This is a genomic window from Anaeromusa acidaminophila DSM 3853 (genome assembly GCF_000374545.1).
Taxonomy (GTDB): domain Bacteria; phylum Bacillota; class Negativicutes; order Anaeromusales; family Anaeromusaceae; genus Anaeromusa; species Anaeromusa acidaminophila.
In genome coordinates this window covers 1-22981 of record NZ_KB894597.1, presented here as the reverse complement: position 1 = coordinate 22981, position 22981 = coordinate 1, and the positions used below count along the sequence as shown (strand labels likewise).

Here is a 22981-nt window from a genome sequence, read left to right as displayed (position 1 = left end):
GAAAGAACTCCTGCCGAAAAGAGGCAGGAGTTCTTTGCGCTTGATCTTCAATTTTCATTAGTTTGCTTTTGCACGGAAGGCGCTGCTAAACTGGAGCTAGAGAGGTCTAATACTCTTTTCCAGTCGGCGACTGCAACGGGAGACAGTTTATAAGACATGGTTTTACCGTCCATTAGGGTCAACGTTAAACGGATAGAAGAACATTTTCGAAACGCATCAAGTTCGGTAGCTGATAAACTATACATTGTGCTGCTCCACGGGCTTAAAATGGAGGGTTCTGGAGTTCCTGTACGGTTGTACATAGTACCGGCTTCAAGGCGCTTTATTTGGAGGATATTATTGTCTATCTGCAAGTATGCCCGCTCTTGAAAAGCGCCGCGATTACTATCCATGCGCAGCCAAAATGTAGAAGACGCCCCCAAATCTATGTATTTTACCAAGGAACAGTACGTTGTGATATTATTGTCGGTGAATTTTTGCCAACTGGAAAAGGCGACATTGTCGCCGTCGTTTTCTCTAATGATGTTAGCAAAAGAAATGCTACAGCCCCACAAAAGAAAAAAACAGAAAGCCAAAACAGATATTTTTTTCATTACACACCTCCGAGCAATTTTATTGTTACTTCCATAAAGAAAGAAATTTATCCTGCCAAGGTTATGTAGAAAAAACAGGGCGGATTATGGTCAGGCCTAAGTCGTTTGTAGGAAGTTAGATTAGTGGCGGTTGATATGTGTAGAGTAATTTCTTACATACTTGAAAGGAAAATCATAGGAGAAGATAAGGAGCAACTAAGATGCTTTTTGATTTCCGGCAAATTAAAAGTGGGTATTATCGTTGAAAAATCAGCAATTTATGTTGGAGAGTGCTATAATAAAAAATAAGGAAACCAGAGAAGTACAATTTTTAAAAGTATGGGAGGAGAAAACATGGCTGTAGTAAAAATTCCGTATAGTAAAGGTTTTATCGAGGCTCAAATTGATGATGCAAGATTAGTTGGTGTGCTTGAGTCCAAAGCACATCATTATAAACCCGAGGCTGGCGAACAGGAACTGGTGAAAAAAGCGTTAGAAAATCCTATTGGTTCTCCGAGACTGCGGGACTTGGTCAAAGGGAAGAATAAAATAGTGATCATCGCCAGTGACCATACTCGTCCGGTGCCCAGCAAAATCATGGCGCCGATTATGCTGGAAGAAATCCGCAGTGGTAATCCGGAGGCGGATATTACCTTCTTGATTGCTACCGGCTTCCATCGTCCGACAACCAAAGAAGAACTGATTGGAAAATTTGGGGAAAAAGTTGTTGCTGAAGAAAAAATAGTAGTGCATAATGCCTTTGAGCCGGAATCTATGGTGAATATCGGTAAACTTCCTTCGGGCGGCGATATTGTCATTAACAAATTGGCTGTAGAAGCGGACTTGTTGATTTCTGAAGGATTTATTGAGCCGCACTTCTTTGCAGGCTTTTCGGGTGGCCGTAAAAGCGTTCTGCCGGGCGTGGTGAGTAAGGTAACCGTGTTGGCCAATCACAACTCTCAATTTATTGCCAGTGACAAGGCCAGAACCGGCAATTTGGAAGGAAATCCGATTCACATTGACATGCTGCATGCTGCTAAAACCGCTAAACTGCAGTTTATCTTGAACGTTGTCATTGATGCGGATAAGAAAATCATCAAAGCTTTTGCCGGCGATCTTGAAAAAGCCCATGCTGAGGGAACGAAATTTGCCGGTGAATTAGCGAATGTAGCTGCAAAGCCTGCGGATATTGCCATTACTTCCAATGGCGGATATCCGTTGGATCAAAATATTTACCAAGCGGTCAAGGGAATGAGCGCCGCAGAAGCCACCTGCCGCAAAGGCGGCGTGATTATCATATGTGCAGCTTGCAATGACGGACATGGCGGCGAAGATTTCTATGAGTGGTTTAAAAAGGCTAATAGCGCACAAGCGGTTATGGATGAAATTATGGCCATTGAACCTCAGCATACGCTGCCGGATCAATGGGAAGCTCAAATTTTAGCGCGTATTTTGATTGATCATACGGTTATCATGGTCACCGATCAGTGCGATCATGGCATGATAAAAGATATGAAAATGAAAGTTGCCAATACGCTTCCGGAAGCGATGAAAATGGCAGAGGAAATTGTTGGCAAAGATGCCAGCATTACCGTGGTGCCGGACGGAGTTTCTGTAATCGTAAAATAGAAAGAAACGGAAGCCAACAAAAGGAGCTGCGGAGTAATCCGCAGCTCCTTTTATAGTGGGATCTGGTTAGAAAACCGCCCAGTATCAGCCGGGCTTACTGGGGGAGGCGCTTAACCGGTTAGCGCCTCATATTCTTCGGTAGATAGGATGTTTTCAGGATTTAGGATGATGATTAACCGCTCGTCTATTTTGCCAATACCTAAAAGGTATTTCCCGCTAAGGGTTGCTACGAATTCTGGTTGGTGTTGAATTTGCTCATCGGAGATAGTAACGATGTCGGTCACTTCATCTACGATACATCCGGCGACAGTATTTTGAATGTTCAACATGATGAATTTGCTTTCCTCTGCAATTATTGTTTTTTCAAGTCCTAGCTTAATACCGAGATTAAAAATATAATTGACTTGTCCGCGCAAGTCGATCATACCTTCAATTACATCAGGCAGGCCAGGTACTTTGTGGATTTTGAATTTTTGCGGGCGCAGAATGCCGCTTACAGCTAAAGCGTCAACGCCATATTCTTCGCCGTTTAACTCAAAAACGACTAATTGAATGTGAGCCATGATTTCACCTCCTGCTTTAATCGCCGCCTTACTAGCGCTCATCCGCTAAAGCGTTTAGTTGTTCGGTAAGACTTTGGATTTCTTCGACACTAGCGGTTACTTCTTCAATGGCAGCGGCTTGTTGTTCGGACGTTAGGGCTGTTTCTTGTCCCATGGCTACGGTTTTTTCAACGGAACCGCTGATGGCAGTAGTAAACTCTTGAATTTTCCCAACTGTTTGTTTAGAATCGGCTGAGAGCTTTCTTATTTCTTGGGCGACTACGCCAAATCCAAGGCCTGCTTCACCGGCGCGGGCGGCTTCAATGGCTGCATTTAAACCCAAGAGGCGAGTTTCATCGGCAATATCCTTAATTAAGGTCGTTACCTGATTGATTTCGCCGGTAACCGTATTTACATTTTTGATTTCAAGATTTAATTTGCTTTGATTTTCGCTTACCGTGCAGGCCGAGGCGGCTAGTTCTTCCATGGTTGCTGAAATTTGTGCGATGCCATCGTTAAGCACATTGGCAAGGGCTTTTAATTTCCGCTGGTGATACGCGGATTTAGAAAGGCTGTTAGCGACAATGAAAAGGACATTGGCGGCTGCTTCGATGCTTTCGCGGGTTAGCTTGCGGACCTCCTGTACGGCTTCAACATAACCCTCTTCATCAACGCCGATTTCGCGAGCAATGCGGCGATACTTTGCTTCGTCAGGCAGCTCTGTTAAAACTTGGCCGCCCAGAATGGTTCCGATTTGTCGGCCTTCTACAATGATTGGCGCGGCAAAGTCGATTAAACCGGCATGACATTCATAAACGACAGGCTTTCCGAGACGAGCCGCTTCTTCGCCCCCTTTGCGGTGCGATTCAGCACAACGTTTGTCGCCGCATTCGGTGCCATGAGTATAATCCATGCAAAAACGAGTGTAAGAACTCGGATTAGTAACGGGGGTCCCGTTTATATCAACCGTTACGCTGGCTAAGCCTACGCCTTTTGCAAAGTCATCCTGGAAGCGTTGAAGAAAGTCGAGATCGATTACGTCAGTTATTTTCAGATCCTTTAAGTCGTCGGAAGCGGTTACCTTAAAGTGTTGTTTCATAACTCATCTCTCCTTTTTTGACTAAATAGATGGTAGCAGAGTCAGGAAAAAGGACATTTAACAAGTAATGGTAATCCTAGTTATATATTATACTAAAAACCATCAATTCGCAATTTTCAAATAATTATTTTAAAATAATGTTATCAAAGTAGATGATGATTGAGGTTGAAAATATGGATAAAGTAAGCGTTATAAAAACCTTAAATTATGAGCCGGCGGAAGTTGAAAAAGGAGTGCGGGCCGCGGTTGATTTAGCGGGCGGTATGGCGGCGTTTGTGAATCCTGGACAGATCGTGCTGGTGAAGCCGAATATGCTGGAAAGCGGTCATCGCGGGTTTTTAGTGACTACCCATCCGGAGGTAGTGCGGGCGGTGATTCGTTTAGTTAAAGAAGTCGGCGGCGTTCCTCTGGTGGGGGATTCGCCGGCCTTTGAGAGTACGCAGAAGGTGGCGGAAAAGACCGGTCTAGCGGCTGTATGCCGGGAAGAAGGAGCTCGGTTGGTTTCCTTTGATGAAACATGTCATGTGCCGTATGGGAAAGGGAAAATGGCGCAAGGTTTTTCACTGGCAAAAGCCTGCGTAGATGCGGATGTCATTATTTCTGTAGCGAAAATGAAAACGCACTCCCTAACAGGAGTTACCGGAGCAGTGAAAAATCTTTTTGGCGCTGTAGTGGGAGCGGAAAAAGCGCAGTATCATTTGCGTATGCAAAAGCATGCGGATTTTGCAGCATGGTTGGTTGATTTGGCAGAATGCTTACGACCTGCTTTGTCGATTATAGATGGCGTGCGCGCGATGGAAGGACAGGGGCCGCGTAATGGCGCAGCGTATGAGGCTGGCGTAGTATTAGCCGGCGCCAATCCGTTTGCGGTGGACGCAGCCATGAGCCGACTTATGGGCTTTACGGGAGCCAAACTGCCGGTGGAATTAGAGGCTGCACAGCGCGGCTTGGCGGATGTGGAAAACTTGGAGTTGGTGGGAGATGGAAGGAAACTTGCTTTCAATTTTGCACCGCCTCATACCTATGAAAAGCTGGATGATGTTGTGCCTTCCTGGCTGGTGGCTGCAGCGCGGCGGGAACTTACAGCCTGGCCTGTTGTGGATAACGCTAGATGCGTGCGCTGCGGTCGATGTATCGCGCATTGTCCGCCGAAAGCTATGGCGATGCAAGACGGGAACGTCGTTGTTGAGCGGTCGCGCTGCATTCGATGTTACTGCTGTCAGGAATTGTGTCCGGCTGACGCAGTGCAGTTAAAGCAGGGGCGGCTGCTGCGTTTATGGAAAAGCTGGAAAAAATGGAGCGGGCGGTAGGCAAGCAACTGGTTAAGATGGCGGACGGGAATAACGATAGTAAAGTAAATTGATCTTTTAAGCTTCGCTGTCTGGCGAAGCCTGTCAGTAGATGAATGCTGGGAGGGTAGCAAATGATCAAACGAGTCGATGTGTCTAGTCGTCTGGGCAGTGAATTGCCACAGCAGCAAGAAGGGTATGAAGAGGGGCGGATGCAGGGAAAAGAGAGTGATGCTTTTTCACGCATTTTACAGAGACTTTTAAGGCCGACGCGCAAGAGTCGCAAGAGTTCCAAAAAATAGGAAAAGGAATTTAGCAGGCGTTGGCGAAAAATTAATAAGTTACTTTGCTGCTAGAATGAAAGTGGACTGAACTGGAGGACGTATGCGAATTGCTGTCATTGACGGGCAAGGCGGCGGTATGGGAAAGATCATTGTGGATCGCATCCGGCGTGAGTTCCGGGAAGAAATGGACGTACTGGCGTTAGGAACCAATGCGCTGGCGACTGCGGCTATGTTGAAGGCGGGGGCAAACGAGGGCGCTACCGGTGAAAATGCAATCGTTCGGAATGTAGAGCGGGTGGATATTATTGTCGGTCCCTTGAGTATTTTACTGGCGAACGCCATGCTGGGGGAGCTGACGCCGCGGATGGCGGAAGCCATTGCCAGCACGGGCGTTCCTAAAATTGTATTGCCGCTACATAGGGAAAATGTGGAGGTCTTGGGTTCTTCCAACGAACCGTTACCACATCTAGTGGATGCGCTGCTAAGGGAGCTACGAAAGAAAAAGGAGGCCGAGTCAAATGTGTGAGGCCAATGTATATTTGCTGGAGAATGGGAAAGAAGAGCTGTTATTGGAGCGTGTAGATACAATTGTGCCTAAAGGCAATGAAATTTTTTTAGAGAATATTTTCGGGCAACGTAAAACTTTGGCTGCGCAGATTAAAGAATTGCATTTGGTGGATCACCGAATCGTTCTGGAACGGGTGCAGAAACAGGCATGATTGAAATTCAAAATTTGGTAAAAAGATTCGGCTCGCGAACGGCGGTAGATGGGCTGGAACTGCATATCCCCGACGGGGAAATTTTTGGACTTTTAGGGCCTAACGGCGCTGGTAAGACGACAACCATTCGTATTCTAACGACCTTGGCTAAGGCTAGTTCCGGCGAAGTGCTGGTTCACGGTTTTCAGTTAGGCAGCGACGATGCGCAGATTAAAAAGCTGATTGGCGTCGTGCCGCAGCACTTCAATTTGGATGTGGACTTGACGGTGGAAGAAAACTTGGAGTTGCATGGGCGATTGCATCATATGGAGCGCTCTGTTTTGTTGCAGCGCATGGATTTGTTATTGGAATATGTGGAACTGCAGGATCGTCGCAAGGAGCGAATTCAGAGCTTGTCGGGTGGCATGAAGAGACGGGTGATGATCGCGAGGGCTTTATTGCATGAGCCGAAAATATTGTTTTTGGATGAGCCTACGGTGGGATTGGATCCGCAAGTGAGGCGTCGCCTGTGGGATTTGATTCGCCGTCTGAATAAAGACGGGGTTACGGTACTGTTGACAACCCATTATATTGAGGAAGCGGAGCATTTGTGCCAACGAGTGGGAATTTTGGATAAGGGACGGCTCATTGCTTTAGACACACCTGCGATATTGTGTCAGCGCGTGGGCCGTTTTGTTGTTGAATGGCCGGGGGAAGAAGGGCTGGAAAGCCGTTTTTTTTCGGAGCGTACTGAGGCGGCGGCTTTTGCAGCGCAGCTTGCGGGGGATGCGGTATTGCGGCAGTCCAATCTGGAGGATGTATTTGTGGAAATGACAGGACGTAGGGTGAGCGCATGATCGAAGATATCTGGACAGTATTTTGGCGAGATTGGCTTGTATTGCACCGCCGCCTTGCTAAGTTTATTTTATCGCGTATGGTAACTCCTATTTTATATTTAGTTGCTTTTGGCTGGGGGTTGGGCCGTTCCATGTCTTGGAGCGGCGGCAGTTATTTAGACTATATAGTGCCAGGCATCTTGGCGTTGAATTCGATGAATATCAGTTTTAGCTCCGTGGGCTCGCCTCTGAATATGAGCCGCTTATATCATAAAACATTGGAAGAATATCTAATTGCGCCAATTTCTTCTTTTTCGTTTGTTGTAGGCAAGATTTTAGGCGGCGTTGTCCGAGGCATGTTGTCTTCTCTGGTTATTTTGCTATTGGCCTGGCTGTTTGGCGCTGCGCTGAATTTGGACGGCTGGTTTGTACTGTTTTTGTTTTGTAATTGTTTTTTGTTTGCGGCCTTGGGTGTTGTGGCGGCGTTGATCATTGATTCTCATGAAGATATGGCTAACTTTAGCACATATATTTTATTACCGATGTCTTTTTTATGCGGTACCTTTTTCTCACCGGATCGACTGCCGCAAGCGGCAGCCTGGGTAGTGGAACTTTTGCCGCTGACCCATGCCAGCCAGTCTTTGCGTCAACTGGCTGGAGGCGGAGAAATACCTTTTGTTTCGCTTGCAGTACTATTAGGGTACGGTGTGGCATTTTCCATCTGGGGCGTGAAAGCGCTCGAAAAACTTCGTCGCTGTTAGAAACTTGACAGGATGCCTTGAGTGGGATATACTTACATACGCAGATGACTCCGTAGCTCAGCTGGATAGAGCGTTTGACTACGAATCAAAAGGCCGCAGGTTCGAATCCTGCCGGGGTCACCATTAAGGTTATAAAAGCTTTGCGATATATTCGCAAAGCTTTTTTTATTTCTAGATTACGTAATCGATAAAGGAACAATGTGGGAATTTCGATATTCTTATTGTAGGGAAGAGGAGACGGAATGATTCTGTCGCGGATTCATCAAGGAGGATGAGACTATGAAAATTACCGAATCGACAGTGAAGCTGAGCAGTCAGCACACAGCGGTGAGCAAAACCCAGGAACAAGAGACTTTGGAAGCATGGGTGGACGGTAAACAAGGAAATAAGGCGGGAATGGACGCAGTCAAAGTGGATGTATCGGCGCTGGCTAAAGAACTGCAGCAAAAGGCGACGGGAACCGAGGCGGCGAAGGAAGTGTCGGATCCCTTTGAACTGAGCGATGAGAATAAGCGCAAACTGGAAATGCTGCAGCGCTTTATGGAGGCGTTAACAGGGAAGAAGTTTAAGTTTGTTATACCGCAGTTCGATAAGGAGACGCGTCAGGCGATGACGACACAGTTGAGCCTGCAGTTGCCTGCTGCTGGAAGCGGCGGTGGCGGCGGCTCGCAGGCGGGAGGGCCTCAACGCGTTGGCTGGGGTGTTCGTTATGATTACAGTCGGGAACACTACGAAGCGGAGCAAGTATCCTTTCAGGCGCAAGGACTTGTTAAAACCGGGGATGGTCGGGAAATTCGCTTTGACATGCAAATGAATATGAGCCGCGAATTATATCAGAGCGAGCATGTTAGTCTCAAGGCGGGAGATGCGGCCATTGATCCGTTGGTGATTGAATTTGGCCAGCCTTTTGCTAAATTCTCCGGGCAGAAAGTGAATTTTGATCTGGATAGCGATGGCTCCATGGAAGAAATCCCCTTTTTAGCGTCCGGCAGCGGTTTTTTGATGCTTGATAAGAATAACGACGGCAAGGCTACGGACGGCAGCGAATTGTTCGGGCCTTCAACCGGGCAGGGCTTTTCTGAGTTGGCTGCCTACGATGCTGATGGAAATCAATGGATTGATGAAAATGATCCGATTTATAATAAACTGCGGATCTGGACGAAAGACGCTAATGGTCAGGATCAGCTTTTGGCATTGGGGCAAGCCGGAGTAGGCGCTATATATTTAGGAAATGTAGCAACCGAATTTTCGATGAAAGATGCTGCAGGCAATGCCCAAGGGCAGATGCGGACGAGCAGTGTCTTTCTTAAAGAAAACGGTCAGGTAGGCATGGTTAAGCAGATTGACTTGATCGTCTAAGAAAAACAAAAAAGGACAGCAAAAGCAAAAATGCTTGCTGTCCTTTTTAATTTGTACTATAAAAATGGTGCGGGCGAGAGGACTTGAACCTCCACGCCTTGCGGCAACAGATCCTAAGTCTGCCGCGTCTGCCATTCCGCCACGCCCGCGAGAAAATAAAAAAATGGTGACCCACGTTGGACTCGAACCAACGACACCCTGATTAAAAGTCAGGTGCTCTACCGACTGAGCTAGTGGGTCAAAATGGCTGGGGCGGCTGGACTCGAACCAACGCATACCGGAGTCAAAGTCCGGTGCCTTACCGACTTGGCTACGCCCCAACAGTATGAAATTAAATGGGGTGACTAGAGGGATTCGAACCCTCGAGTAACGGAGCCACAATCCGCCGTGTTAACCACTTCACCATAGCCACCATGTCTCTGCGACGTGACTTATTATAGACTAGGAAAGGAGGAACTGTCAAGGGCCATTTAGCAAAACATTATTATCTTGATGCAAGAAGGCTTTGAAGCAGTTATTTTGCGGCGTTCGGCGAGTAGGGGGAGCTTTGTTTTAGGGGGGCGGTGAATGTTTTTTGCAAAAATCTACAGAAATTAATTTTGCAAATAAGATGCTTTTTATTATTATTAAGGAAGAGAAATAAAATCAAATCGAAAGGTTGACACTATTGTGATGGTTGGTATATAATCATATACGTCGCTGAGGACAGCGGCAGTATAAATGCGGAAGTGGCTCAGTGGTAGAGCATCGCCTTGCCAAGGCGAGGGTCGCGAGTTCGAATCTCGTCTTCCGCTCCAGAAAATCAAACCAGCAGGGAACTGCTGGTTTTTTTGCGTCTGTTTCTTGTTTTTCCTCGGTGTGTGTGATAACATATTATGCATGACATGCGCATGTCCGTTTTTGGCTGCGCCATGAAGTCTATCATCAGGGAGGATTCGGCATTCATGAAAGTAACTGCGGAAAAGCTCGACAACCATAAAATGACTCTAGAAATTGAAGTACCTCAGGCAGAGGTGGCTAAAGCCATCGATCAAGCCTGCCGCCAGTTGGCGAACCAAGTAAGCATTCCTGGCTTTCGTAAAGGCAAAGTGCCGCGTAAAATTTTAGAGCAGCGCATTGGTAAAGAAGCCATTTTAAACGAAGCGTTTGAACTAATGGCTGGTAAGGCTTACGGTCAGGCGCTGGATGAGCAGGAATTAGATCCTGTGACTCGTCCAGAAGTGGAAGTTGTGACCTTGGCGGAAGATCAGCCGCTGGTGTTTAAAGCAACGGTCACGGTAAAACCGGAAGTGACTCTGGGTGAATACAAAAATCTAAAAGTTGAGGCCCCTTCGTCGGAAGTATCTGATGAAGATGTTGAAAAACAATTGCAATCCATGCGGGAGCGTCAAGCCAAGATGGTTGTTGCCGAGGGCGCAGAATTGGCTAATGGCGATTTTGCAATTATTGATTTTAAAGGGTTTGTTGCAGGAAAAGCCTTTGAAGGCGGCGAAGGTAAAGCATATCCGCTGGAAATCGGCTCCGGTTCCTTTATCCCTGGCTTTGAGGAGCAATTGGTCGGCGCTAAAGCTGGCGAAGAGCGTAAAGTCAATGTAACCTTCCCGGAAGAGTATCATGCAGAAGCGTTGGCTGGTAAAGAAGCGGTGTTTGAAGTTACCGTTCAGGACATCAAACGCAAAGAACTGCCGGCTCTTGACGACGAGTTTGCTAAAGACGCCAGCGTGTTTGCTACGCTGGATGAATTGCGGGCCGACGTGCGTAATAAGTTGGAGCAAACGGCTGCTACTCGTGCAGAAACGGAGTTCCGGACCAATGCAATCAAGTTGGCTGTTTCTAATGCCGAAGTGGATTTGCCGGAAGTAATGGTTGAGCAGCGCATTGACAATATGATCAATGATCTGGATATCAACCTGCAGAGCCGCGGCATGCGTTTAGAACAGTACTTGGCTTTCTCTAAAATGGATATGGCTGCGTTGAAAGAGCAGTATCGTGAGCCTGCTACGGAAGCGGTAAAAGGCGATATGGTTTTAGAAGCCATTGTAAAAGCGGAAAATATTGAAGCGGCTCCGGAAGATTTGGAAGCGGAAATGGTTACTATGGCTGCCGCTTATGGCAGCAAAGTCAAAGATGTGGCCAAAATCATCCAAAAGCAAGGTTATACTGGTGCATTCTTGCAGTCGATTCTGCGCAAAAAAGCAACTCAGTTGATTTTGGATACCGTAGAAAAAGCATAAAGAACTGCGTAATGCTATTTCGTTTAACTAGAAACTGTTGTCGATTTTCGGCAACAGTTTCACTACCATACAGAGAGGTGTGAAAACATGAGCTATGTGCCGATCGTTGTGGAACAATCCAGCCGTGGAGAACGTTCCTATGACATTTATTCCAGACTTTTAAAAGATCGTATCGTTTTTTTGGGCGGTCCCATTGACGATCATGTGGCCAATCTGGTCATTGCCCAGCTTTTGTTTTTGGAATCGGAAGATCCGGATAAAGACATTCATCTTTATATCAACAGTCCCGGTGGCGTGGTAACGGCCGGTATGGCTATTTACGATACCATGCAATATATTAAACCTGACGTGTCGACTATTTGCATCGGTTCGGCCGCTTCAATGGGGGCGCTGCTCTTAACTGCAGGCGCCAAAGGCAAGCGGTATGCTTTGCCATATGCGCGGGTTATGATTCACCAGCCTCTTGGCGGTGCACAGGGGCAAGCGACGGATATTGAGATTCAGGCTAAAGAAATCTTACGGATGAAGGAATCTCTAAACGGTATTTTGGCGTCGCATACCGGACAACCATTGGAACGGGTATGCCAAGATACGGAACGGGATTACTTCATGTCCAGCGAACAGGCGTTAGAGTATGGCATTATTGATTCCGTGATTCGGCGGGATGAACGAAATCCGAAGACTCCGGAATAGGAGAGTGAAACTATGTTGAAATTCGGAGACGATAAAAGCCAACTGAAATGTTCTTTTTGCGGCAAACTGCAGGAGCAGGTGCGCAAGCTGGTAGCAGGTCCTGGCGTCTATATTTGTGATGAATGCATTGAATTATGCAATGAAATCATCGAAGAAGAGTTGGGAGAAGAAGTTGAAGTAGAGCTTACATCGCTTCCTAAACCCAAGCAGATCAAAGATATTTTGGATCAATACGTCATTGGACAAGAGGATGCTAAAAAGACCTTGGCCGTGGCTGTGTACAACCACTATAAACGCATCAACTACGGAGCGCGCAAAGACGAGGTGGAATTACAAAAGTCCAATATCGTCATGGTGGGACCTACCGGCAGCGGAAAGACGCTATTGGCGCAGACTCTGGCGAAAATTCTGAATGTGCCGTTTGCAGTTGCGGACGCTACTTCGTTGACTGAAGCAGGTTATGTTGGCGAGGATGTGGAAAACATCCTGCTCAAGCTGATTCAAGCGTCGGACTATGATGTGGAACGGGCGGAAAAAGGGATCATTTATATCGATGAAATCGATAAAATTGCCCGCAAATCCGAAAATCCATCTATTACTCGCGACGTATCCGGCGAAGGCGTCCAACAAGCGCTTTTGAAAATCCTGGAGGGCACCGTTGCCAGCGTGCCGCCGCAAGGCGGGCGTAAGCATCCGCATCAGGAATTCATTCAGATTGATACGACGAATATTCTCTTTATCTGCGGCGGAGCTTTTAGCGGCGTTGATAAGATTATCAGCGGCCGTGTAGGCCAAAAATCGATGGGCTTCGGTGCTGAGATCAAGAGTAAACATGAGGAAAATATTGGTGAATTGTTGCGGAAAATTTTACCGGAAGATTTGCTGAAATTTGGCTTGATTCCGGAATTTATCGGTCGTTTGCCAGTCATTGTTACGCTGGATGCACTGGATGAAGAAGCGCTGATGCGTATTTTGGTAGAGCCTAAAAATGCGTTGGTGAAGCAGTATCAGAAGTTCTTGGAGATGGATGAGGTGCAACTGGAATTCCAACCAGATGCGTTGCAGGCCATTGCCAAGGAGGCCCTTAAGCGCAATACCGGAGCTCGCGGTTTGCGCGCTATCATCGAAAGCATTATGCGCAATGTCATGTATGAGGTTCCTTCAAACAGTGAGATTAGCAAATGCACGGTGACGCAAGAAGCGGTTCTCCATCAAGCTGACCCCTTGTTGAGCAAGGAAAAAGAAAAAAAGGGGCGCAGCAAAAAAGAAGAGTCGGCATGAGCTAAAGCCGGTAGGGTGTACCCTGCCGGCTTTTTTGACAGTATGATTTGGAAAATGAATCCTCGTAAAGGAGGACGTAATAAATGAAAAGTGAAGATGTTTTTGCCGTAAAAAGAACGTTGCCTATGCTGCCGTTGCGGGGGATTTTAGTTTTTCCGTATATGATCATCCATTTGGACGTAGGCCGTGAAAAATCGGTTAAAGCCCTGGAAGCGGCGATGATTGCAGACCGACAGATTGTTTTAGCGACTCAGATGGATGCACAAATTGACACGCCGACACCTGAGGAAATCTATCGTTGCGGCACAGTAGCGGAGATTAAGCAATTGTTGAAGCTTCCTGGAGGTACGATTCGCGTACTTGTAGAAGGCCTGCGGCGCGCTCGTATTGAGTCGTATTTAGAGGCGGAAGACTTTTTTCAAGTGGAAGTCAGTGAAGCCGTGGAGGATGTACAAGCGACGCCTGCCATGGAAGCTTATAAGAGAACCATGATTGAAGCTTTTGAAAAATGGGCGAAATTGAGCAAAAAAATTCCGCCTGAAACGCTTGTGTCTGTTTTATCCATTAACGAAAGCGGGCGCTTAGCGGACTTAATTGCCAGTCATTTAGCGCTGAAGCTGGAAGATAAACAAATGCTTCTGGAAGCGCTGGACGTGGAAGAACGGCTAGGAAAGCTTTGCGATATTTTGGCTAGAGAGTTGGAAATTCTTGAATTAGAAAAGAAAATCAGCGGTCAAGTGCGCAAACAAATGGAAAAGACGCAGAAAGAGTATTATCTGCGTGAACAGATGAAAGCTATTCAAAAAGAGCTTGGTGACAAAGACGAACGTATAGCCGAAGTGGAAGAATACCGGCGGCGCTTGGCGGCGTTGGAGCTGCCTAAGGAAACAGCGGATAAAATCGCTAAAGAGATTGACCGGTTGGAAAAAATGCCTTCTATGACGGCGGAAACTGCGGTTTTGCGCAACTATCTGGACTGGGTGCTGGTGCTTCCTTGGAAAGAAGAAACAGAAGACGTATTAGATATTACAGCGGCGGAAACGATCTTAAACGAGGATCATTACGGTCTGGAAAAGGTCAAAGAACGCATTTTGGAATATCTTTCGGTGCGTCAGTTGACGGAAAGTATGAAGGGGCCGATCCTTTGTCTTGTGGGACCGCCTGGAGTGGGCAAAACATCCTTGGCGCGCTCTGTGGCGCGCTCTTTAGGGCGTAAATTTGTGCGTATTTCCTTGGGCGGCGTCCGCGATGAAGCGGAGATTCGCGGACATCGACGCACCTATGTCGGGGCGTTGCCTGGGCGGATTGTTCAGGGGATGCGTACGGCGGGAAGCAAGAATCCTGTATTTTTGCTGGATGAGATCGACAAGATGAGCGCCGATTTTCGAGGAGATCCGTCTTCGGCGTTGCTGGAGGTATTGGATCCGGAACAGAACAATACTTTTAGCGATCATTATGTGGAGCTGCCCTTTGACTTGTCAAAAGTACTTTGGATGGTGACGGCTAATGTGCTGCACAGCATTCCAAGGCCGCTATTAGACCGTATGGAGGTTATTCAACTAGCTGGGTATACGGAAGAGGAAAAGCTGGAAATTGCCAAGCAGTACCTACTGTCGAAGCAGCTCAAGGAAAATGGGTTGAAGCCCAGCAAACTGAATGTACCGGAGAAGGTACTGGTGCGCTTGATTCGGGAGTACACTCGTGAAGCCGGCGTGCGTGGCTTGGAACGGACGATCGCCACTCTGTGCCGCAAGGCGGCGAGACAGATTGTACAAAACAAGAAAAAAAGCATCCGCGTAACGGAGAAAAATTTGGAAACCTATATGGGGATTCCTCGTTTTCGTCACTTGCCGTCTGAACAGAAAGATCAAGTCGGCGTCAGTACGGGCTTAGCCTGGACGGAAGTCGGCGGTGACGTCCTGCCTGTGGAAGTCTCAGTGCTTACCGGCAAAGGGACGTTGCTTTTGACCGGCAAACTGGGCGAAGTTATGCGAGAGTCGGCTCAGGCTGGGGTCAGTTATATTCGTTCACGCGCGGCGGAGCTGGGGATTGAAGAAGACTTCCATGCACAAAAAGATTTGCATATTCATTTGCCCGAAGGAGCGATTCCCAAGGATGGACCTTCAGCGGGCATTACGATGGCCACTGCGGTCATTTCCGCGTTAACTGGCCGTGCTGTGCGGGGGGACTTGGCGATGACCGGAGAGATTACGCTGCGAGGCCGAGTGCTGCCGGTAGGCGGCATCAAGGAAAAGGTTTTGGCGGCGCATCGCTTGGGAATTCGTACGATTATTCTCCCGAAAGAAAATCGTCGTGATTTAGAAGATATTCCTGCGGATATTCGTAAGGAACTTCGTTTTGTTGAAGTAGAACACATGGATGAAGTGTTGAAAGAGGCATTGGTGAAATAGGAATGAGTTCAGAAAAAGCAAAGTTGGATATTATACAGGCGCAGTATGTCGCCTCGGCGGTTCGGCGAGATCAGTTTCCAGAAGAAGCGCTGCCAGAGGTGGCTTTTATTGGCCGCTCCAATGTCGGTAAGTCGTCATTGATCAATTCGTTGTGCCGTCATCGTGGCTTAGCTAGGACTAGCGGTACGCCGGGGAAAACGCAGACCATTAATTTTTTTAAAGTGATGATGCGGGAAGGGGAGGAGCGCCTCCCTTTCCACTTAGTGGACTTACCAGGATATGGTTATGCCAAAACAGGCCAGGCAAACCGCAAAGTTTGGAGTCGCTTTATTGAAGATTATTTCAAACAATCTCCGTATTTGCGTTTGGTTTGCCTATTGGTTGATATTCGGCATGCGCCCATGCCCAGCGACGTGGAAATGTTTCGTCGCCTGGCGGATAAGGGCTTGCCGTTACAGCTGATTTTGACGAAGGCAGATAAGATTAGCAAGAATCAGGTGGCCTCTGCGGTAGCAAACGCGAGAAAATCATTGCAAACGCAAGGAATAGCCGAAGTGATGGCATATTCGGCGCAAAATGGTCAAGGTCGGCAAGAATTGCTTGACTTAATTAAGCTTATTTTGTAAAATAAAACACATGAAAAATAGATTTCAAAGATGACTTATATATTTGCATATTGGTCTGGTTTTGGAATTGAATGGAGAAGACATGCTGACAGAGTTTGATAAAAAGCTGTTGAATATTCTTCAGACCGACCTGCCTTTGGCAAGCCGGCCTTTTCAAGTCTTGGCGGAGCGGTTGCAATGTCAAGAAACGACAGTATTAGAACGACTGCTATATCTTAAGACTCATGGTTATTTGCGACGGGTGGGCGCCTTCTTTGACTCTCGGCAGTTAGGGTATGTCAGTACCCTGGTTGCGGTCAAGGTACAGCTAGCGCAAATGGATGCAGTAGCTAGGGCTATCAATGCTTATGCAGGCGTAACGCACAATTATGAGCGCGACGGGGAATATAATCTCTGGTTTGCTCTTATTTCTCCGGGATTAGCGGAAGAAACTCGTATTTTGGAAGAAATTCGCGCCTTGCCCGGTGTGGAAGAAGTACTAAGCCTGCCGGCTACGGAAAAATATAAAGTAAGTGTGCAATTTACGTTGTAAGGTGGAGGAAGTCCGTAAATGGATTTGATTGATCGCAAAATTGTCATTGCCATGCAGGATGAATTTCCTTTGGTGTCAGAACCTTATAAGGAGCTGGCAGATAGGATTGGCATTTCTGAAGAAGAGTTGTTGACTCGCTTGCAAAAGCAAAAGCGAGAAGGGTGTATTCGTAAAATGGGCGCTGTGCTTCGGCACCGTGAAGTTGGGTATACAGCCAATGCATTGTGCGCTTGGATTGTTAAAGAAGATCGCTTGTCCAAAGTGGGAAAAGTCATGGCGGCGCATCCTTCAGTAACACATTGCTATGCTAGGAAGAGCGCACCGCAATGGCCTTATAATTTTTACGTCATGCTGCATTCCCAATCGAGGGAAGCCTGCCGCGCCTTAGCGGCGGAATTGGCGGAACAGGCGGAAGAAAAAAATTATACGATGCTCTTTAGCACACGTGAGTGGAAGAAGACTAGCATGCGTTATTTCGCCGAACATAAATCAGTTTAAGCGTAGGGTGCCTGCTTCCCTGAAGGAAGAGGACTTTCTAAAGGAAGCAGGTTTTATTTTTACTCTTTTTTTACATTAAATTTTCTTAAAATAGTGCATTTTTCGCCTTAATTACTAGATATACAGTTTTTTCTGTAATGGAAGGTATCAGGCTTTCGCTCACAAACAATTGTGACATTAGAACTTCCTTGGCGGGTTCAATGTGCGAAAGATGAGATACAACTTGGCGTGGGAATTTTTTGCAGGAGGTGATGAAGACCCTATGCGTATGCCGTACAGCTCCTTTCCTCGGGCAACTTCTTTCCAGCTGGCGGCGTAGGAAGCAAAGTGGTAACAAAATTTTCCCCAAAAGATGAAGCTTTTTTACAACATTATCTGTTAGAGAAAGGAAGTTGACTACACATGACATGGACCCAAATTTATGATCCTATGGGCAGTTTGGCATTATCCTCGTTAGTAGCTGCTATTCCGATGATTATTATTTTCTACATGCTGGCGATTCGTCGTACTCCTGGTCACATCGCTGGCGCCGTTGCTGTAACTTCGGCGGTATTGATTGCTATTTTTGCGTACAAGATGCCAGCCGGACTGGCTTTGTCGGCTACCGGTATGGGCGCTCTTTACGGTATCTTCCCGATTTTCTGGATCGTTATTATGGCTATTTTTATTTACAATATTACTGTAGAAACGGGACAATTCGAGATTGTTAAAAACTCGATTGCCGCTATTACTGACGACCGTCGTCTGCAGGCGCTCCTGGTTGCCTTCGCTTTCGGCGCATTCCTAGAAGGTGCTGCCGGTTTCGGTACGCCTGTTGCTATTTCCGCCGGTATGCTGGTGGGCCTGGGCTTCAACCCGCTGTATGCCGCTGGTCTGTGTTTGATTGCTAATACAGCTCCGGTTGCCTTCGGCGGTATCGGTATTCCGATTATCGTTGCTGGTCAGGTTTCTGGCGTGGACACCATGCAAATCAGCGCCATGGTAGGCCGTCAGCTGCCGTTCCTTTCGATCATCATCCCGATTTGGCTGGTTACCTTGATGTCCGGTTGGAAATCTTGCATGGAAGTGCTGCCGGCTTGCTTGGTTGCTGGTGTTTCCTTCGCTGGTTTGCAGTGGTTCTCCTCGAACTACCTCGGACCAGAACTGCCCGATATCTTGTCTTCTTTGGCTGCTATTATTTCGTTGGCTCTGTTCCTGCGGGTATGGAAGCCGGCTACGATTTGGCGTTTTGAAAACGAAAAAGCGCCTACACTGCAAGTGAAAAGCCCTGATTCCGCTGGTGCGGTAATCAAAGCTTGGTCTCCGTTCATCATTCTGACGGTTATGGTTATTCTCTGGGGTCTGAAGCCGGTTGTGGCCATGATTGATACTGTAACTTTAAAATGGATGATCCCTGGCTTGCATAAGGCTGTTATTCAAGTGGCTCCGATCGCTAAGAGCCCCAAGGCTATGGATGCTATTTTCAAAATTAACTGGCTGAGCGCCGCTGGTACCGCGTTACTCTTCGCAAGTATTTTCTCTTCTATGGTTCTCGGCGTTGGTCCTAGCCGTTACTTCACCATTTTGGGCCGTACCTTCAGCCAGTTGAAAAAGCCTTTGATTACTATTCCTTGCGTTTTGGGCTTGGCGTATATCATGAACTTCTCTGGCATGAGCGCTACCATGGGTCTGTTCTTGGCAGGCACCGGCAGCTTGTTCCCCTTCTTTGCTCCGGTCTTGGGCTGGTTAGGCGTATTCCTGACGGGTTCTGATACTTCTGCTAACGCTCTCTTTGGCAACTTGCAGGCTGTTACAGCGCAGCAGGTTGGCGTAGATCCTATTTTGACGGTTGCAGCCAACTCTTCCGGCGGTGTAACTGGCAAAATGATTTCGCCTCAGTCCATTGCTGTTGCTACGGCCGCTACCGGTTTGGTAGGCAAGGAAGGCGATTTGTTTAACTTTACGGTTATGCACTCCTTTGTGCTGTGTATCATTGTTTGTATAATGACCTATGCTCAGGCATATTTCTTGTCCTGGATGATTCCGCACTAAGTAGTAATTTTAATCATGATGCGCAGGATGGAAGCTGTCTTCCATCCTGTTTGCTTTTTTTCATTGCTACATAGAAAAGGGGCCGTAGGCAGAGTATGGACTTTGTTTGGCTGGTAGTGTATTATAGAAGCAGACTTTGTTTGTAGGTGATACGATCGTGATGAATCAAGAACTTTTTGCGTTGGCTCAACAGGATCTTGCGGCGTTGGAAGCGGAGTTGCTTTCCGTGGTGGATTCGCCGGTGGATCTGGTCCATAAAATTAGCGATCACCTAGTGCAGGCCGGCGGCAAGCGGTTGCGTCCTGCGCTCTATTTTTTGTGCGCGCGCAGTAGTGGAAGCCAGCCGGCTACCATGATGCCTCTGGCTACAGCTATTGAAATGATTCACATGGCAACGCTTGTCCATGATGATGTAGTGGACTCTTCGAATACAAGGAGAGGGAGGCCGACAGCCAATTCGCTTTGGGGTAATCAGATGTCTGTTTTGACAGGCGATTATTTATTTGCCAAGGCGTTTTCTCTAATTGCCACGCATGTGGATCAGAGTATGCTGCGTGTATTGGCGGATGTTATTTGTGCGATGTGTGAAGGCGAGATCATTCAAAATCAGTTTATTTTCCAGCTTGAGCAGAGCGAGCAAGAATATTATGCTCGTATTGCTAAAAAAACAGCGGACTTTATTGCCGCCAGCTGTGAATTAGGAGCGTTGTCCGCCGGTTTGGCCGCAGAAGCTACTGATGCGCTGCGCCAATATGGATATTCTTTGGGGATGGCTTTCCAAATTACGGATGACATTTTGGATGTGACGGCTTCTAGTGCGCAAATTGGCAAACCTGCGGGAAATGACCTGCGGCAGGGGATTATTACGTTACCAGTGTTGCGAGCTTTGGCAGTAGCGGAAGAACGCGACACCTTGCGAGGTTTACTCGAACAAAAAGTAGTGCTGAATGATGAGGAAGTTCAAAGAGCATTAGACATCGTACATGCATCTGACGGTGTTGCTTATTCTTACGCTAAAGTGGATGCCTATTTGCAACAAGCCAAAGAGGTGTTGCCTGAGTGTTTGAAGGAAAATTTCCGAGAAACTTTTTGTCAGGTAGCTGACTTTGTGAACTTACGTAAATGCTGATATATGGGCTGTAATCCTTGAAAATGCACAAAAATAAAAGAACGGTTCAAAACCGTTCTTTTATTTTTGTGCATTTTTGTTGTTTTTTAAGCAGGAGATTCGTATTTCATAGCGAAGACTTAAAGTGTTTGAAAATGGAGAAAACATTAAATTTATTGTGTATGATGAAGATTGAAGAATATCCTACTTTGTTTCTAAGAGCAATCTATTTTTTTGCTTTTGGATAGAGTTGTGATTTTATGCAAGAAAGGAGGTGACTTGATAAAGGCGGCACGACTCGACTTTTTGAGAAAGGAGGCAGTCGATTACGCTTAATTACGGTAACAAAAATAGAAAAGAACCAAAACTGCATAAGCAGCTATGGTTCTGCAGAGAACAAAATAAAGAGGGGTGTAGTTACGTATGACATGGGTACAAGGTTATGATCCCATGGGGAATATTATTCTGTCCGCTATTGTGGCAGGTATTCCCTTGTACATTTTGCTCTTTTTACTGGGCGTTAAAAAGACTCCAGGCCATTTTGCCGCTGCTGCCGCCGTTGTTTCGGCGCTGGTTGTTGCGGTTGCCGCTTGGGGCATGCCTGCAGGTTTAGCTATTAACTCGGTTGTTTGCGGAGCTGCTTTCGGCATCTTCCCGATTGTCTGGATTGTAGTTACTGCAATTTGGGTCTACAACATGACTGTAGAATCGGGCGAATTTGAAATTATTAAAAACTCTTTGGCTTCTATTACTGAAGATCGTCGTTTGCAGGCCTTATTTGTAGCCTTCGCTTTTGGTTCTTTTATTGAAGGAACAGCCGGGTTCGGCACTCCGGTGGCTATTACTGCAGCCATGCTCGTGGGTCTGGGTTTCAACCCCGTGTACGCTGCAGGGATTTGCTTGATTGCTAATACGGCGCCTGTTGCCTTTGGCGGGATTGGTATCCCGGTTATTGTTGCGGCTCAGGTATCCGGATTGGATATCATGCATATCAGCCAGATTATTGGTCGTCAATTACCTTTCTTGTCCATCATCGTGCCTTTGTGGGTAGCAGTTACCATGAGCGGGTGGAAGCGTTCCATGGAAGTATTGCCGGCCCTGTTGGTTGGCGGCGGCTGCTTTGCTGTTACCCAGTGGTATACAGCAAACTATGTTAGCCCGTACCTGCCTGATATTACCTCGGCTGTCGTAACTATCGTTGGTTTAGGTTTGTTCTTGCGTTTCTGGAAGCCCTCCAATATTTGGCGCTTCCCGGATGAAAAAGATACCGGATCTGGTAAAGAAGAATTGCGCTATACTTCGGGAGAAGTTATTCGCGCCTGGATGCCTTACATTCTCTTAGCTATCATGGTCTTCCTTTGGGGATGGGGCCCTGTTAAAAGTGTTTTGGGAGCCACCAATATTAATATTCCTTGGCCTGGTTTGCATAATGCAATTTCCAAAGCTGCGCCGATTGTGGCGAAAACAACTCCTTACGGTGCGGTATATACCTTCGGTTGGTTGTCCGCCGGCGGTACCGCTATCTTGCTTTCCGGCATTTTGTCTCTCTTTGTTATTCCTAATTATGGCGTAGGCAGAGCGATTTCTTGCTTTGGCCGTACCATTCGTATCCTCATGTTCCCGATTGTAACGATTGCTATGATTTTGGGTTTGGCCTATCTGATGAACTACTCGGGCATGAGTGCTACCATGGGTCTGGCTTTCACGAAGACTGGGGCCTTGTTCCCGCTCTTTGCGCCAATCCTTGGTTGGTTGGGCGTGTTCTTGACTGGTTCAGACACCTCGTCCAACGCCTTGTTCTCGTCGCTGCAGAGAACGACTGCCGAGCAAATCGGCGCCGACCCTTACTTGATGGTTGCAGCTAACTCCTCTGGTGGTGTTTGCGGTAAAATGCTTTCTCCGCAAAGTATTTCCGTAGCGACCGCTGCTACCGGCCTGGTAGGGCAGGAAGGAACGATCTTCCGCTTTACTTTGCCTCATAGTATTGCAATGATCATCATTGTTTCTTTGATGACTTATTCGCAAGCGTATTTCTTACACTGGATGCTTCCATAAGCTTAAAAAGGAAGAGCGTCGCCGGTTTTGCCGGCGGCGTTCTTTTTTTGGACTTTAAAAAGTTTTTCATTAAAATTTACCTAATTATACTATATAAGGCGCTACGAGGTAAATAGAAAAGATTAGGTCTTGCATACATAAATTTAGATAGCGTAGAATTAAGTTCGCAAAAGTGAAAAAGGAAAAGCCATCGAAAACTCCGAAAAGGTAAGTGCTAGCAAACCCAAAGGAGTGTGTAATCGATGGCTTACCAAAATTCTACCGTACCTTTCGAAAAAATGCTAATGAAATTTGTGTTGGACGAAGAACCCATGTTATCTATGCTCAAATGGCTCTGTGAACGGCTTATGGAAGCCGAAGTAGAAGGAAAGCTTGGCGCTGAAAAATCCGAGCGTAGTGAAGGACGCCAAGGATATCGCTCCGGATACCGGGTTCGCCGCTTC

Annotated in this window: 23 protein-coding genes and 6 tRNA genes; 22 read left to right on the top strand and 7 right to left on the bottom strand. The window is 47.0% G+C overall.

The features are described 5' to 3' along the window. Window positions 1-47: 47 nt before the first annotated feature. Complete coding sequence (locus tag C508_RS0112170) at window positions 48-593, bottom strand: hypothetical protein (protein ID WP_018703843.1); 546 nt, start codon at window positions 591-593, stop codon at window positions 48-50. 123 nt (window positions 594-716) lie between these two features. On the opposite strand from C508_RS0112170, the gene C508_RS20385 reads away from it, so the two are divergent. Continuing rightward, entirely contained in the window at window positions 717-881 is a 165-nt protein-coding gene (locus C508_RS20385) for a hypothetical protein (protein WP_018703842.1), read from the top strand. A gap of 45 nt (window positions 882-926) precedes the next feature. After that, the gene (larA, locus tag C508_RS0112160) at window positions 927-2201 is read left to right on the top strand and encodes a nickel-dependent lactate racemase (protein ID WP_018703841.1); all 1275 of its coding nucleotides are present in this window, start codon (window positions 927-929) and stop codon (window positions 2199-2201) included. Between the two features lie 110 nt (window positions 2202-2311). On the opposite strand, the gene C508_RS0112155 is transcribed toward larA, so the two are convergent. Together C508_RS0112155 and C508_RS0112150 are read right to left on the bottom strand one after the other, a co-directional pair. Further along, window positions 2312-2764 carry a chemotaxis protein CheW gene (locus C508_RS0112155; protein WP_018703840.1) on the bottom strand — a complete coding sequence of 151 codons (453 nt, stop codon included), beginning with the start codon at window positions 2762-2764 and terminating at the stop codon, window positions 2312-2314. 31 nt (window positions 2765-2795) lie between these two features. After that, complete coding sequence (locus C508_RS0112150) at window positions 2796-3842, bottom strand: PocR ligand-binding domain-containing protein (protein WP_018703839.1); 1047 nt, start codon at window positions 3840-3842, stop codon at window positions 2796-2798. Window positions 3843-4015: 173 nt separating this feature from the next. Here C508_RS0112150 and C508_RS0112145 point away from each other — a divergent pair, with 173 nt between their 5' ends. From C508_RS0112145 to C508_RS0112110, 8 genes are all read left to right on the top strand, one after another. After that, the gene (locus tag C508_RS0112145; protein ID WP_018703838.1) at window positions 4016-5152 is read left to right on the top strand and encodes a DUF362 domain-containing protein; all 1137 of its coding nucleotides are present in this window, start codon (window positions 4016-4018) and stop codon (window positions 5150-5152) included. A gap of 113 nt (window positions 5153-5265) precedes the next feature. Further along, entirely contained in the window at window positions 5266-5433 is a 168-nt protein-coding gene (locus tag C508_RS20380; protein WP_018703837.1) for a hypothetical protein, read from the top strand. 82 nt (window positions 5434-5515) lie between these two features. Next, window positions 5516-5941: a DUF3842 family protein gene (locus C508_RS0112135; protein WP_018703836.1), complete on the top strand. Its 426-nt coding sequence runs from the start codon at window positions 5516-5518 to the stop codon at window positions 5939-5941. Then, window positions 5934-6134, top strand: a complete 201-nt coding sequence (locus tag C508_RS0112130) for a CooT family nickel-binding protein (RefSeq protein WP_018703835.1) — start codon at window positions 5934-5936, stop codon at window positions 6132-6134. Before C508_RS0112135 ends, C508_RS0112130 begins: the two co-directional genes overlap by 8 nt. Continuing rightward, window positions 6131-6970: an ABC transporter ATP-binding protein gene (locus tag C508_RS0112125; RefSeq protein WP_018703834.1), complete on the top strand. Its 840-nt coding sequence runs from the start codon at window positions 6131-6133 to the stop codon at window positions 6968-6970. The genes C508_RS0112130 and C508_RS0112125 overlap by 4 nt, the downstream gene beginning before the upstream one ends. Next, window positions 6967-7710 (top strand): ABC transporter permease, encoded by a 744-nt coding sequence (locus tag C508_RS0112120; RefSeq protein WP_018703833.1) that lies wholly within the window; start codon window positions 6967-6969, stop codon window positions 7708-7710. Before C508_RS0112125 ends, C508_RS0112120 begins: the two co-directional genes overlap by 4 nt. Window positions 7711-7756: 46 nt before the next feature. Beyond that, window positions 7757-7833 (top strand) — tRNA-Arg (locus tag C508_RS0112115). A 156-nt stretch (window positions 7834-7989) separates the two neighbouring features. Continuing rightward, the gene (locus C508_RS0112110; RefSeq protein WP_018703832.1) at window positions 7990-9069 is read left to right on the top strand and encodes an SPM autocatalytic domain-containing protein; all 1080 of its coding nucleotides are present in this window, start codon (window positions 7990-7992) and stop codon (window positions 9067-9069) included. 65 nt (window positions 9070-9134) lie between these two features. On the opposite strand, the gene C508_RS0112105 is transcribed toward C508_RS0112110, so the two are convergent. The 4 genes from C508_RS0112105 to C508_RS0112090 all read right to left on the bottom strand — a co-directional run bounded on the left by C508_RS0112105 (window position 9135) and on the right by C508_RS0112090 (window position 9481). After that, a tRNA-Leu gene (locus C508_RS0112105) sits at window positions 9135-9218 on the bottom strand. A gap of 15 nt (window positions 9219-9233) precedes the next feature. After that, window positions 9234-9309: transfer RNA gene (locus C508_RS0112100), tRNA-Lys, on the bottom strand. Between the two features lie 4 nt (window positions 9310-9313). Continuing rightward, a tRNA-Gln gene (locus tag C508_RS0112095) sits at window positions 9314-9389 on the bottom strand. A gap of 16 nt (window positions 9390-9405) precedes the next feature. After that, a tRNA-His gene (locus C508_RS0112090) sits at window positions 9406-9481 on the bottom strand. A 310-nt stretch (window positions 9482-9791) separates the two neighbouring features. On the opposite strand from C508_RS0112090, the gene C508_RS0112085 reads away from it, so the two are divergent. The 12 genes from C508_RS0112085 to C508_RS18505 form a co-directional block, all read left to right on the top strand. Then, window positions 9792-9866: transfer RNA gene (locus C508_RS0112085), tRNA-Gly, on the top strand. Window positions 9867-10013: 147 nt separating this feature from the next. Continuing rightward, the gene (tig, locus tag C508_RS0112080; RefSeq protein WP_018703831.1) at window positions 10014-11303 is read left to right on the top strand and encodes a trigger factor; all 1290 of its coding nucleotides are present in this window, start codon (window positions 10014-10016) and stop codon (window positions 11301-11303) included. 87 nt (window positions 11304-11390) lie between these two features. Then, window positions 11391-11996, top strand: coding sequence for an ATP-dependent Clp endopeptidase proteolytic subunit ClpP (clpP, locus tag C508_RS0112075; RefSeq protein WP_018703830.1), 606 nt, complete (start codon window positions 11391-11393; stop codon window positions 11994-11996). A 12-nt stretch (window positions 11997-12008) separates the two neighbouring features. Then, complete coding sequence (gene clpX, locus C508_RS0112070; protein ID WP_018703829.1) at window positions 12009-13277, top strand: ATP-dependent protease ATP-binding subunit ClpX; 1269 nt, start codon at window positions 12009-12011, stop codon at window positions 13275-13277. 83 nt (window positions 13278-13360) lie between these two features. Beyond that, the gene (gene lon / locus C508_RS0112065; RefSeq protein WP_018703828.1) at window positions 13361-15688 is read left to right on the top strand and encodes an endopeptidase La; all 2328 of its coding nucleotides are present in this window, start codon (window positions 13361-13363) and stop codon (window positions 15686-15688) included. A gap of 2 nt (window positions 15689-15690) precedes the next feature. Then, entirely contained in the window at window positions 15691-16314 is a 624-nt protein-coding gene (gene yihA / locus C508_RS0112060; protein ID WP_018703827.1) for a ribosome biogenesis GTP-binding protein YihA/YsxC, read from the top strand. A gap of 82 nt (window positions 16315-16396) precedes the next feature. Then, window positions 16397-16846, top strand: coding sequence for a siroheme decarboxylase subunit alpha (gene ahbA / locus C508_RS0112055; protein ID WP_026319503.1), 450 nt, complete (start codon window positions 16397-16399; stop codon window positions 16844-16846). An 18-nt stretch (window positions 16847-16864) separates the two neighbouring features. Further along, window positions 16865-17344: a siroheme decarboxylase subunit beta gene (gene ahbB / locus C508_RS0112050; protein ID WP_018703825.1), complete on the top strand. Its 480-nt coding sequence runs from the start codon at window positions 16865-16867 to the stop codon at window positions 17342-17344. A 402-nt stretch (window positions 17345-17746) separates the two neighbouring features. Further along, entirely contained in the window at window positions 17747-19375 is a 1629-nt protein-coding gene (locus C508_RS0112045; protein ID WP_018703824.1) for an L-lactate permease, read from the top strand. A 160-nt stretch (window positions 19376-19535) separates the two neighbouring features. After that, entirely contained in the window at window positions 19536-20504 is a 969-nt protein-coding gene (locus C508_RS0112040; RefSeq protein ID WP_018703823.1) for a polyprenyl synthetase family protein, read from the top strand. 402 nt (window positions 20505-20906) lie between these two features. Next, window positions 20907-22538 carry an L-lactate permease gene (locus tag C508_RS0112035; protein ID WP_018703822.1) on the top strand — a complete coding sequence of 544 codons (1632 nt, stop codon included), beginning with the start codon at window positions 20907-20909 and terminating at the stop codon, window positions 22536-22538. Between the two features lie 242 nt (window positions 22539-22780). Continuing rightward, a partial coding sequence (locus C508_RS18505) for a transposase (protein WP_018703821.1) occupies window positions 22781-22981 on the top strand: 201 nt, incomplete at its 3' end.

Coding starts and splice junctions, on each gene's coding strand:
- C508_RS0112130 (WP_018703835.1), top strand. CDS start 5,934: ATGTGTGAGGCCAATGTATATTTGCTGGAGAATGGGAAAGAAGAGCTG.
- C508_RS0112155 (WP_018703840.1), bottom strand. CDS start 2,764: ATGGCTCACATTCAATTAGTCGTTTTTGAGTTAAACGGCGAAGAATAT.
- clpP (WP_018703830.1), top strand. CDS start 11,391: ATGAGCTATGTGCCGATCGTTGTGGAACAATCCAGCCGTGGAGAACGT.
- C508_RS0112040 (WP_018703823.1), top strand. CDS start 19,536: ATGAATCAAGAACTTTTTGCGTTGGCTCAACAGGATCTTGCGGCGTTG.
- C508_RS0112110 (WP_018703832.1), top strand. CDS start 7,990: ATGAAAATTACCGAATCGACAGTGAAGCTGAGCAGTCAGCACACAGCG.
- larA (WP_018703841.1), top strand. CDS start 927: ATGGCTGTAGTAAAAATTCCGTATAGTAAAGGTTTTATCGAGGCTCAA.
- C508_RS0112120 (WP_018703833.1), top strand. CDS start 6,967: ATGATCGAAGATATCTGGACAGTATTTTGGCGAGATTGGCTTGTATTG.
- tig (WP_018703831.1), top strand. CDS start 10,014: ATGAAAGTAACTGCGGAAAAGCTCGACAACCATAAAATGACTCTAGAA.
- ahbB (WP_018703825.1), top strand. CDS start 16,865: ATGGATTTGATTGATCGCAAAATTGTCATTGCCATGCAGGATGAATTT.
- C508_RS0112045 (WP_018703824.1), top strand. CDS start 17,747: ATGACATGGACCCAAATTTATGATCCTATGGGCAGTTTGGCATTATCC.
- clpX (WP_018703829.1), top strand. CDS start 12,009: ATGTTGAAATTCGGAGACGATAAAAGCCAACTGAAATGTTCTTTTTGC.
- C508_RS0112135 (WP_018703836.1), top strand. CDS start 5,516: ATGCGAATTGCTGTCATTGACGGGCAAGGCGGCGGTATGGGAAAGATC.
- C508_RS0112035 (WP_018703822.1), top strand. CDS start 20,907: ATGACATGGGTACAAGGTTATGATCCCATGGGGAATATTATTCTGTCC.
- lon (WP_018703828.1), top strand. CDS start 13,361: ATGAAAAGTGAAGATGTTTTTGCCGTAAAAAGAACGTTGCCTATGCTG.
- C508_RS0112150 (WP_018703839.1), bottom strand. CDS start 3,842: ATGAAACAACACTTTAAGGTAACCGCTTCCGACGACTTAAAGGATCTG.
- C508_RS0112125 (WP_018703834.1), top strand. CDS start 6,131: ATGATTGAAATTCAAAATTTGGTAAAAAGATTCGGCTCGCGAACGGCG.
- ahbA (WP_026319503.1), top strand. CDS start 16,397: ATGCTGACAGAGTTTGATAAAAAGCTGTTGAATATTCTTCAGACCGAC.
- yihA (WP_018703827.1), top strand. CDS start 15,691: ATGAGTTCAGAAAAAGCAAAGTTGGATATTATACAGGCGCAGTATGTC.
- C508_RS0112145 (WP_018703838.1), top strand. CDS start 4,016: ATGGATAAAGTAAGCGTTATAAAAACCTTAAATTATGAGCCGGCGGAA.
- C508_RS20380 (WP_018703837.1), top strand. CDS start 5,266: ATGATCAAACGAGTCGATGTGTCTAGTCGTCTGGGCAGTGAATTGCCA.
- C508_RS0112170 (WP_018703843.1), bottom strand. CDS start 593: ATGAAAAAAATATCTGTTTTGGCTTTCTGTTTTTTTCTTTTGTGGGGC.